We start from the raw sequence: 10,090 nt of genomic DNA, 5'->3' as shown, positions 1-10,090 counted from the left end.
GGGCTTGCGGGCAATCCCTGCGCAGGCCAGCAGCCCGACAGCGGCGATAACTGATACTTGAAGCTCTTGAATCGGGATTGGCGACATCAGCCCCCTAGACCGGCGCTAATCTGCACCGGGGGACGTATTAGCTTCGAAAGGCTCAGCCGCAGGAGTATGGCGCCTTACTTCTCACAACTGCTCATAGGCCCTTTCGGAGGCTTCATGGGCCTCTACTGGCACTCCTCGGAAACAGGGCGCTCCGGGCATTAGCGGCACGCAAATGCCCTGTGGATGTTATTAGAGCTACGCGTTGATGTGTTGGTACTCTTGAGAGATTTTCTTTGCACTCCCCGTCAGAATCGCACCTTTAGGTTTTTCTTATGGGAACAGCCCAAAGGCCATAGGGTCAGCTCTTCAGATCAAGGGAGGGAGGAAGTCAAAGGTCATCTGATCTAGACACCGGAGGTGGACTGTCCGGAAAACTTTGCCGCAGCCTTGCAATTGCTTCGTACCCGCCGCGAGTCATCGCAGCAGGATTTGGCAGAGGCCGTCGACCCTAGCTACATCAGTCGTCTCGAAGCGGGTGCTCGATCTGTGACGCTAGACGTTAGCCAAGAGCTGGCGAAAGCACTGGGAGTGGATCCTTTGACCTTGCTGACGCTCGCTTACGCTGCAGAGCGCGGACAGACGCCACAACAGGTTTTGGATCACCTTGCAAAAGACCTTGAGTCCACCGGCTTGCTCTGCAGCGAGATACCGGCTCTGCCGTCGAAGAAGCCACACCCAAATGTCGCGGCATCCCTTGAGTTGAGAGAGCAAATCAAAGAGCTCGTCGATCAAGGCTATAGTAAGGCGGAGGTTGCGAGAAAGTTGGGGATTTCTCGGCAAACCGTCAGTAATCGTCTGAAGAAATCGTGAAGCTCAACGCGCAAGCGCCACGTCTTACAGCACAGCGGCGTAGGTGACTTTGATACCTGAATTGTGGACGGGTACAGGCCTCTGCCGACTCAGGCATAATGCATGCCCTGCATGCCTAGCTCCCTATGTCCTAAGGTCGTCCGAAAGTGGCTATTGGTGAACCCCGAAATTTGAATGACCTCTTCTATTTCGCGAAGGTCGTGGAGGCTGGTGGTTTCGCTGCGGCAGGCCGCCTGCTTGGCATCCCAAAGTCAAGGTTATCCCGCCGTATCGCGGAATTGGAGGAGCGGCTCAACGCTCGCCTCCTTCAACGCACAACACGCAAGTTGCAGCTCACTGCTTTAGGTGAACGGTACCTGCGCCACTGCCAGGCAATGCTCTTGGAAGCTGAGCAAGCCGATGAAGTGGTTGCCAGCGCAACCAGTGAGCCACGGGGCCCACTACGGGTGAGTAGCCCGGTCGGCTTGGCGAATCAATTCTTAAATCCACTGGTTCGTGATTTCCTCACCCGGTACCCACAAGTCCAGCTCGATCTGCTATTGGTCAATCGCCGAGTCGACTTGATCAATGAAGGTATCGATGTCGCGCTGCGCGTTCGCGAAGCCGAAGATGAAGAGCCAAATCTCGTCACCAAGCGCTTGCGTGAGGCTCGTACGGAGGTTGTGGCTTCTCCAGATTTCCTTGCCGCCCACCCTGTTTGTCACCCCAAAGAACTCATGGCTCTGCCCTTCCTGGGGGCTTTAGACTCTGACCGGCTGGCCAGAATGCGCTTGTTCAACCAGGCCGGCGAGCGGTACGAGATCGCTATGCCTGCCCGTTTGGGTGTCGAAGACTTCATCATGCGTAAGGAAGCGGCGCTGGGTGGTCTGGGCTTCACGGTTTTGCCGTTAATGCACTGTGAGAGCGAACTGGCCAACGGAGAGCTTGTTCGCATGCTTCCTGATTGGCATTGCGCCCCTGCGTGGCTCCAGGCGGTCTACCCGCACAGGCGTGGAGTGTTGCCGGCTGTCAGGGCTTGGTTGGATCACCTGGCACATGCGTTCGATCGCTGTGGTGACCGGCCTTTGTAAAAGGTGATGTTGCGTCCTTAGCCAATGCGTTGCTTTCAGTGGAGAGCTCCACCAGCCTCTCCTCCTCGGCTATCCTAATCTCAATCAATGAGCCTGATCAAAGTGCTGATTTTGATCATTCGTCAAAAGCAAAATCCTTCTATCCCGTTGATCGATAAAGGAAATATCAGTTTTGATCAATGGTTTCTCTAGGAAAACAGGTCACCTTTTCTATTTCGCCCGCGTGGTCGAAGCCGGCGGTTTCGCTGCTGCCGGTCGCCAGCTGGGCATCCCCAAGTCGCGCCTGTCGCGGCGTATCGCCGAGCTTGAGGAGCGCCTCGGCACCCGCCTGCTGCAACGCACTACGCGTCAGTTGAAGCTTACCGCGGTGGGTGAGCGTTACCTGCATCATTGCCAGGCCATGCTGCTGGAGGCCGAAGCCGCCGATGAAGCCGTGGCCAGCATGAGCAGCGAACCGCGCGGGCGGCTGCGGGTATCCTGCCCGGTGGCCCTGGCCCACGCCTTTCTGCCGGATGTCATCAGCCGCTTTCTCGAACAGTACCCGCTGGTGCAGCTGGACATGGTGCTGCTCAACCGCCGGGTCGATCTGATTTCCGAAGGCATCGACGTGGCCCTGCGGGTGCGCGACCTGGGCGATGAAGACCCGGCCCTGGTCACCCGCCGGCTGTGCCAGGCGCAGATGCAGCTAGTGGCCGCGCCCGGGTTTGCCGACCATATCCGTATACCGGATCAGTTGGCGTCGATGCCGGTGCTGGGGGCCGCCGAAGCAGACCGGCTGGTACACTTTCGCCTGTTCGGGCCCCATGGCAAACAGCAGGAAATTGCCTTGGAACCAAGGCTGGCCATTGATGATTTCGTAGTACGTAATGCTGCTGTACGGGCTGGTCTGGGGTTCACCGCACTGCCCAGCATGTTTTGCGAAGAAGAACTGAAACGCGGCGAGCTGGTGCGCCTGGTGCCAGACTGGTCACTGCCCGGTGGCTACCTGCAGGCGGTGTACCCGCACCGGCGCGGGTTATTGCCGGCGGTACGCGTGTGGATCGATCACCTGGCGGCGTCATTCGAGGCCTGTGGAGAGCGCTATGTCTGAACAGAAGATCAGCGAAGCCGACGTGGCGGCGTTTTGCCTGGGGCTGCCGGGGGCGCGGGAAGACTACAAATGGGGTGGCATCCGGGTGTTCTCGGTGGCGGGCAACAAGATGTTTGCGGTGCTCGACCTGGCGGGTGCCGGGTTGTCGTTCAAGGTGGCGGACGAGCTGTTTCTTGGCTACTGCGACCGCCCGGGAGTACGGCCTGCGCCCTATCTGGCGCGGGCGCGGTGGATCAGCATGGCCCCGCCCTACCCCATGGGCCGCGAGGAATTGTGTGATCTTTTGCAGCGCTCGCACCAGCTGGTAGTGCGGCGACTGCCCAAGCAGTTGCAGGTGGGGTTGTTGATGTAGAGGGCCTATGCCGGCCTATTCGCGGGTAAATCCCCTCCTGCAAACTGCGGTGATCCCTTGGAGCGGGTTTACCCGCGAAAGCGCCGGCACAGCCCACATCAACCAAAAGGCAGATACCGCCCGCCGAGAAACAGCCAGTCTGCCCAGATCACCTGGTGCAGCCCCACGATTCCCCAGAACACCAGCTGGTACGACACCTTGCGTGTCTTGTGCCTGAACAGCTGCTGCGCCAACAGCGCCCCCGGCCAGCCGCCCAGCAGCTCACTGGCATGCAGCACCTTCTCGGGGGTGCGCCAGGCCTGCGAACGCGCCTGTTGCTTGTCCTGCCAATACAGCAACAGGCTGATCAGGCTCATTGCCGGGTACAGCGCCAACGGCCACCAGGCTTGGTCGCTCCAGGCCATTTGCGCCGCCCCCAGGCCCGGCAACAGGCACAGCACGCCAAACAGCAGCAGTTTCAGGCGCACATTGCGCACGCCATCCAGCCGTTCCCCGCGCAGCGCCTCAGCCATGTGCCGTGGCCCAGTCAACCCAGCCAAACTGCCAGGTGGCCAGAATCAGCAGGCCAAACAAGATGCGATACCAGGCAAACGCCGCATAGCTGTGGTTGGCGATGAACTTGAGCAACGCACGCACCGCGATCATGGCAAAGATGAACGAGGTCACGAAGCCGATAGCAAACACCGGCAAATCGGCAGGCTGGAACAGATCACGGTACTTGTACCCCGAGTACACTGCGGCACCCACCATGGTCGGCATCGCCAGGAAAAACGAAAACTCTGTTGCCGCCTTGCGCGACAGGCCGAACAGCAGGCCGCCGATAATGGTCGAGCCGGAGCGCGAAGTGCCCGGGATCATCGCCAGGCACTGAACGAAGCCGATCTTCAGCGCATGGCTCCAGTTCATGTCGTCCACGTGATCGACCTCCACGCGGTGTTGACGGCGCTCGGCCCAGAGCATGATCACCCCGCCCACCACCAGCGCTGCCGCCACGGTAATCGGGTTGAACAGGTATTCGTGAATCAGGTCGGCGAACAACACACCCAGTACCACCGCCGGCATGAATGCCAGCAACAGGTTACCGGTAAACCGACGCGCCGTGGGCTGGCTGGTCAGGCCGAAGACCACATCGAGAATCTTGCCGCGAAACTCCCACACCACCGCCAGGATTGCCGCCAGCTGAATGATGATGTTGAAAGCCATGGCCCGTTCGCCGCCAAAACCGATCAGGTCGGCGACGATGATCTGGTGACCGGTACTGGAAATGGGCAGAAACTCCGTCAGCCCCTCCACCACGCCCAAGATGATTGCCTGGAAGGCAGTCCAAAAATCCATCATTCCCCCGATGGAGCGCTGCTCGCTGCAGGCCCCTTGTTCTTGATTTACTTGTGATTGCCGCACGCGGCCTGGCTGTTTTACAGCGACTGTTGGGCGCAACGCCAGTGGAAAAGTTCACGCCTGTTAAAGGTTTCATCTAGCCCGGCCGAAATGCTAGCAGAGCACCTTTGCAATGGCTTTACCCGGCCCGCCGCAGATGGCTACAAAGATAGCACTTAGCCATTAGTCGGGTGTGGTTCGCCAGCAAAGCATGCTTGGATGCGTCTGAATAAAAAGAACAACGCAGGAGCGCCCGAATGAACACTCTGAGGTCGATGTCGATCAGCCGCCGCTTGTGGCTGATCCTTTTGTTGGCGGTGGCCATGCTGGTGCTGCTGGGCCTGCTGATGCTGCGCCAGATCCACGGTGACCTGTACCAGGCCAAGGCCGAAAAGACCCGCCATGTGGTGCAGACCGCAGCCGGTGTACTGGCCTATTACCAAGGCCTGGAGGCCGCCGGCACACTCAGCCGCGACGCAGCCCAGCAACAGGCATTGCAGGTGGTGCGCGCGCTGCGCTACGACCACGACGACTACTTCTGGATCAATGACCTGGGGCCGAAGATGATCATGCATCCGGCCAACCCCAAGCTCGACGGCCAGGACCTGTCGGCCATCCGCGACCCGGACGGCTTCGCCGTATTCAATGAAATGGTCGCTCTGGCCCGCCAGCAGGACGCCGGCCCGGTCAACTATCGCTGGCCCAAGCCTGGCGCCAGCGAGCCGGTGGCCAAGACCTCCTATATACAGCTGTTCAAACCGTGGGGCTGGATTATCGGCTCGGGCGTGTACATTGATGACGTGCAGGCCGAATTCGCCCGCCAGCTGCGCGATGCGTCGCTGGCAGGGCTCGGCATCGCGCTGCTGATGGCGCTACTGGTCATGGTGATTGCCCGCAGCATTGCCCGCCCCCTGCAGGAAGCCGTGCAGGCCATGGGCAACATCGCCAGCGGTGAAAGCGACCTGACCCGGCGCCTGGACACCCACGGCCGCGACGAAATCACCCACCTGGGCGAGCACTTCAACCGTTTCAACGGCAAGCTGCAAGGCGTAGTCGGCCAGCTGCAGGGGGCGGCTCATGCGCTGGCGCAGTCTGCCGGGCATGTCGGCGACAACGCCAGTGCCGCGCAACAGCACAGTGCCCAGCAATCGCTGCAGATGGACCAGGTTGCCACGGCGGTGAATGAAGTGACCTATGCCGTGCAGGACGTGGCCAAGACCGCCGAGCAGGCCGCCGGGGAAATGCGCACCGCGCAGCAGCAGGTTACGCATGGCCAGCAGGCCATCCACGGCAGCCTGGCGCAGATCGACCGGCTGTCGCTGACCATCGACCAGGCGGTGCAGGTGATCCGCGACCTGGCCGGGCACAGCACGCGCATCGGCGGTGTGCTCGATGTCATCCGCTCCATCGCCGAACAGACCAACCTGCTGGCGCTGAACGCGGCCATCGAGGCGGCACGGGCCGGGGAGCAAGGCCGCGGTTTTGCCGTGGTGGCCGACGAGGTGCGCCTGCTGGCCCAGCGCACGGCGCAGTCGACGGCCGAGATCCACACCATGATCGAGCACCTGCAGAGCCAGTCGGATGCTGCCGTGCGGGCTATCGATGCCAGCAGCGAGGCTTCGCGCCAGACGGTTGGGCAGGCGCGCGCGGCCGGTGCCAGCCTGGATGCCATCAACCAGGTGCTGAACAACCTCACCGCCCTGAATGCCTCCATCGCCAGCGCCACCTTGCAGCAGTCGCATGTGGTCGAGGAAATCAACCGCAATGTGCTGGATACCGCAGGGTTGTCGCAGCAGACCGCCGATGCGGCGCGTCAGTCGAGCGATGCCGGGCTGGCTTTGGGGCAATTGAGCGAAGCGCTGGAACAGTTGTTGCGCCAATTCCGTGTCTAGCCGGCGATCATAGCTCGACCCTTGCAGGAGCAGCCTTGTGCTGCGAAGAGGCCCTGGCGTCTTGCAAACACCAGTCGGCCTTGCCGGCCTCTTCGCAGCACAAGGCTGCTCCTACAAGTGCCTACACCTTCCTCTGCCGACAAGCTACAATCGCGCCCCTCCCCGCCCCCAAGGATCGCCGATGTCCGGCCTTGAACTCATCGCCGCCGTCCTCGGCGTCACCGCTGTCTGGCTCACGGTCAAGCAGAACGCCTGGTGCTGGCCGATCGGCCTGGTCATGGTGCTGATCTACGGCTGGCTGTTCTACGAGGTCAAGCTGTATTCAGGCATGCTGCTGCAAGTGGCCTATGCCGTTCTGCAGGTGTATGGCTGGTGGCAATGGAAGCGCCCCGGCCGCGCGCACGACGCCCGCCAGGTCTCGTGCCTGCCACGTCCGGCACTGCTCACCGGGCTGGCCGCCGGGGTCGCGCTTAGCGCCGCGCTGGGCGCCGCCATGGCCAGCTGGACCGATGCCGCCCTGCCCTGGCTCGACGCCACCCTCACCGGCTTCAGCCTGGTCGCGCAACTGTGGATGGCGCAAAAGCGCCTGCAGTGCTGGCCGTTGTGGGTGGTGGTGGACATCGTCTATGTGGGCCAGTACGTGCACCAACAGCTGTATTTCACCGCGGGTTTCTTCGCAGTGCTGACCCTGATCGCCGTACGCGGCTGGCACGAATGGCGCCGTGACCCGGCGTTGGTGCAGCCATGATCACTCGGCAGGCCATGAAAGTACTGGTGCTGTGCGGCCCAGAATCCAGCGGCAAAAGCTGGCTCAGCGGGGTGATCCAGGCGCATTTTGGCGGCGTGGTGGTAGCCGAGTACGTGCGCCACTTCATCGACCAGGAATGCCGCGACACCTGCTACGCCGATATCCCCACCATCGCCCGCGGCCAACTGGCCTGGGAGGACCACGCCCGTGAGCAGGCGCCACCGTTGCTGATTCTGGACACCCACCTACTCAGCAACATGCTCTGGAGCCAGGCACTGTTCGGTGACTGCCCGGCGTGGCTGGAACAGGCCCTGCTGGCACGGCGCTACGACCTGCACCTGTTGCTGAGCCCCCAGGGCGTCGACTGGGTGGGCGACGGCCAGCGCAGTCAGCCCGAACTTAGCGACCGCCAGCGCTTCTTTGACGACAGTCTCGCGTGGCTGCAACGGCACAACCAAGTGCACCAGATAATCGAAGGCAATTGGCCACAGCGCCAGTTGCTGGCGCTACAAACGGTTGCTACGCTCATTGATAGCGATACGCCAGCGTGCCCAACCGAGTGTTAAGCCACTGACACACCGTTGTGGGGTAAACCCCCCGAAAACGCGGGCCCTGCCCCCGCTTCGGGGACAGTGTCAAGCCAATGAAACACCCCTGCAAAATCCCTTCCAATCGAGGCCACGGCTGCCTCAGCCAGCAACCTGCGCGGACATCTGTTTCAGCGCTGAGACACAATGCGCCGCAATTTGTCAGCCTCTCGCCTTAACCTGTTGATCTGAAAACCATTCTCAAAAGCGGCACACCTTCTGCTCTGTTCCTCGCACCGCTGAACAGGAACAGCGCTCAGAGAAGGAATTGCCGCCGTGAGAAAAACCGACAAACGCTTCCATGGGTTGCTGCTGGTGGGCTGTGTACTCGGGTCGCTGAGCTTTGCGGCCCAGGCTGACAAAGGGATCATCATCATCACCCGCGATGTGCAGACCCGCAACGCAACCATTCCGCCGCTGATCCCCGACCCGAACCCCACCACCGTCAACGCCAACCCTTCCGCCTATGTGCTCAAGCAGACCAACGAGCTCAGTGATGGCGACTTTGCCAGCATCAGCAGTGGTGCAGGCATCAGCAACATGATCACCCAGCAGACCAACAACCTGGGCGGCAACCTCGGCAACCAGTCGCAATTGCCCAACTTGGCGGGCGGTCGGGGCACGGGCTCGGGCAACGGGATCTCCAACATGGTGAACTCGAGTGTGCAGCGTGGCCTGGCGCCGCTGCAGATTCTGACTGGCGGGGGCAAGTGAGATGAAACACACCCTGCTGGTAGTAGCCACCCTGTGCAGTGCGCCTGTTTTCGCTCAGTCACTGGTTCCGGTGATCAACAACGCCGACATCGACAACTCCGGCAGCGGCTATCAAGGCAACCTCACCGTCAACCAGGCTGCTGGCGACGCACAGCAACAGGCCAACGCCCGCGCCATCGCCGTCGGGCCTGAAGCGAACGCCAGCACGCAGATTCGCCAACGCCTGAATACCCCCGCCGCCCCCGCGATGGACGCCCGATCGAGCATCCAGGGCAACGCCTTCAGCAACGGCAGCGGCGCCCTGGGGGTCAACCAGAGCGCCGGCGCCAATACCCAGCAAGCCAACGCATTGAGCATCAGCATTGGCGCACAGCCGCAAAGCATCGACGACAGCGTCCTCATGCAACAGAACGTGGCGCTGCTCAACAACTCCGGCGCAACTGACATCCCAGCTGGCTATCGCCAGGTCACTACCAGTGACCAGGCCTTCACCGGTAGCCGAGGGGTGATCCAGTTGAACCAGAGTGCCGGGGTGGGAAACCGCATGGCCAACACCTTGAGCATCCGGGTCGCGGAATGACCCTTTCAGTCAAGAACGACACTTAACCTAACTAGAGTACGGAGAATCACCATGAAACCCTCGATGGCAATCAAGCCTCTGGTTTTCGCAATTGCTGCGGTCATGGCTGTTGCTGTACAAGCTGGGCAAAACGATCGGCGTAATGACCACCATAACGGCCACCATAACAATGGTCAGCACACGCCTCCACCTACCAAGATCCCTGTGTATGCAACGGCCAACGCCTGGGATACGCAAACCAGCACCAACAATCGCATCAGCAATGAAGGCACCATCAACGAAGCTGAAATGAACGAGTCGGGCGTAGGCTCCAGCGGCAACGTCGGAATCAACGTGGCGGCCGGTAACGGCAACCAGCAGGATAACGCCGCTGCCATCGCCAACGCCGGCTCCGAATCGAGCCTGGACAACAGCTTCGTGTTCGGCATGGCCAGTGCCACTGCCGACGTTGACCAGAGCAGCAGCCGCAACCGGGTCGACAACTATTCGACCCAGTCTTCGGCGGTGATGAGTGGTTCGGCCAGCGGTGCTGAAGGCAACATCGGTATCAACATTGCCGGTGGCGACCTCAACCAGCAGAAAAACACCATGGCAATCGCCAACACTGGTGCCCCGCTGGGTAATGCTTCCGCCACCGCGTCCGCAAACCAGGACGGCCCAGGCCTGATCGTGAACAACAGTGCCGACCGCACCTACCGTGTGGACACGCTGACCTTCACCACCTCGAAAAGCGGCTCGAGCTCACGTGAAGGCACGTTCAACTCATCCGATGACCGCAGC

The 10,090-nt window shown here is 61.2% G+C and carries 11 protein-coding genes and 1 pseudogene; 10 read left to right on the top strand and 2 right to left on the bottom strand.

The genetic code is table 11. The features are described 5' to 3' along the window. The first annotated feature begins 447 nt into the window (after positions 1-447). The 4 genes from HP547_RS23125 to HP547_RS23110 all read left to right on the top strand — a co-directional run bounded on the left by HP547_RS23125 (position 448) and on the right by HP547_RS23110 (position 3,412). Positions 448-900: a helix-turn-helix domain-containing protein gene (locus HP547_RS23125; protein WP_172287594.1), complete on the top strand. Its 453-nt coding sequence runs from the start codon at positions 448-450 to the stop codon at positions 898-900. Positions 901-1,046: 146 nt separating this feature from the next. After that, a complete protein-coding gene (locus tag HP547_RS23120; protein WP_172287592.1) occupies positions 1,047-1,970 on the top strand; it encodes a LysR substrate-binding domain-containing protein in 924 nt (307 codons plus the stop codon). Between the two features lie 172 nt (positions 1,971-2,142). Next, positions 2,143-3,060: a LysR substrate-binding domain-containing protein gene (locus HP547_RS23115; RefSeq protein WP_172287589.1), complete on the top strand. Its 918-nt coding sequence runs from the start codon at positions 2,143-2,145 to the stop codon at positions 3,058-3,060. After that, on the top strand, positions 3,053-3,412 hold the full coding sequence (locus HP547_RS23110; RefSeq protein ID WP_172222792.1) for an MmcQ/YjbR family DNA-binding protein: 360 nt from the start codon (positions 3,053-3,055) through the stop codon (positions 3,410-3,412). Before HP547_RS23115 ends, HP547_RS23110 begins: the two co-directional genes overlap by 8 nt. Positions 3,413-3,510: 98 nt before the next feature. Here the strand turns inward: HP547_RS23110 and HP547_RS23105 are convergent, their stop codons facing one another. After that, the gene (locus tag HP547_RS23105) at positions 3,511-3,924 is read right to left on the bottom strand and encodes a DUF1294 domain-containing protein (protein ID WP_172287587.1); all 414 of its coding nucleotides are present in this window, start codon (positions 3,922-3,924) and stop codon (positions 3,511-3,513) included. Then, positions 3,917-4,747, bottom strand: coding sequence for an undecaprenyl-diphosphate phosphatase (locus tag HP547_RS23100; protein WP_172222801.1), 831 nt, complete (start codon positions 4,745-4,747; stop codon positions 3,917-3,919). Before HP547_RS23100 ends, HP547_RS23105 begins: the two co-directional genes overlap by 8 nt. Positions 4,748-5,046: 299 nt before the next feature. Between HP547_RS23100 and mcpP the strand changes: the two genes are divergently transcribed. The 6 genes and pseudogenes from mcpP to HP547_RS23070 form a co-directional block, all read left to right on the top strand. Continuing rightward, on the top strand, positions 5,047-6,681 hold the full coding sequence (gene mcpP, locus HP547_RS23095) for a methyl-accepting chemotaxis protein McpP (RefSeq protein ID WP_172287584.1): 1,635 nt from the start codon (positions 5,047-5,049) through the stop codon (positions 6,679-6,681). A gap of 181 nt (positions 6,682-6,862) precedes the next feature. Further along, positions 6,863-7,429, top strand: coding sequence for a nicotinamide riboside transporter PnuC (gene pnuC / locus HP547_RS23090; protein ID WP_172287582.1), 567 nt, complete (start codon positions 6,863-6,865; stop codon positions 7,427-7,429). Then, the gene (locus tag HP547_RS23085; RefSeq protein WP_172287579.1) at positions 7,426-7,995 is read left to right on the top strand and encodes an AAA family ATPase; all 570 of its coding nucleotides are present in this window, start codon (positions 7,426-7,428) and stop codon (positions 7,993-7,995) included. Before pnuC ends, HP547_RS23085 begins: the two co-directional genes overlap by 4 nt. A gap of 297 nt (positions 7,996-8,292) precedes the next feature. Beyond that, positions 8,293-8,730 (top strand): hypothetical protein, encoded by a 438-nt coding sequence (locus HP547_RS23080; RefSeq protein ID WP_172287577.1) that lies wholly within the window; start codon positions 8,293-8,295, stop codon positions 8,728-8,730. Position 8,731: 1 nt separating this feature from the next. Next, positions 8,732-9,310: an adhesin gene (locus HP547_RS23075; RefSeq protein WP_172287575.1), complete on the top strand. Its 579-nt coding sequence runs from the start codon at positions 8,732-8,734 to the stop codon at positions 9,308-9,310. A gap of 51 nt (positions 9,311-9,361) precedes the next feature. After that, positions 9,362-10,090 (top strand): annotated as a pseudogene (locus HP547_RS23070) (heme utilization protein); the annotation flags it as partial.

Origin of the sequence: Pseudomonas sp. CM27 (genome assembly GCF_013179515.1) — a bacterium.
In the GTDB taxonomy this organism is placed as follows: Bacteria; Pseudomonadota; Gammaproteobacteria; order Pseudomonadales; family Pseudomonadaceae; genus Aquipseudomonas.
The sequence above is the reverse complement of the archived record's forward strand: the minus strand, read 5'-3'. Positions and strand labels throughout refer to the sequence as shown.

Coding starts and splice junctions, on each gene's coding strand:
- HP547_RS23110 (WP_172222792.1), top strand. CDS start 3,053: ATGTCTGAACAGAAGATCAGCGAAGCCGACGTGGCGGCGTTTTGCCTG.
- HP547_RS23105 (WP_172287587.1), bottom strand. CDS start 3,924: ATGGCTGAGGCGCTGCGCGGGGAACGGCTGGATGGCGTGCGCAATGTG.
- HP547_RS23100 (WP_172222801.1), bottom strand. CDS start 4,747: ATGGATTTTTGGACTGCCTTCCAGGCAATCATCTTGGGCGTGGTGGAG.
- mcpP (WP_172287584.1), top strand. CDS start 5,047: ATGAACACTCTGAGGTCGATGTCGATCAGCCGCCGCTTGTGGCTGATC.
- pnuC (WP_172287582.1), top strand. CDS start 6,863: ATGTCCGGCCTTGAACTCATCGCCGCCGTCCTCGGCGTCACCGCTGTC.
- HP547_RS23085 (WP_172287579.1), top strand. CDS start 7,426: ATGATCACTCGGCAGGCCATGAAAGTACTGGTGCTGTGCGGCCCAGAA.
- HP547_RS23075 (WP_172287575.1), top strand. CDS start 8,732: ATGAAACACACCCTGCTGGTAGTAGCCACCCTGTGCAGTGCGCCTGTT.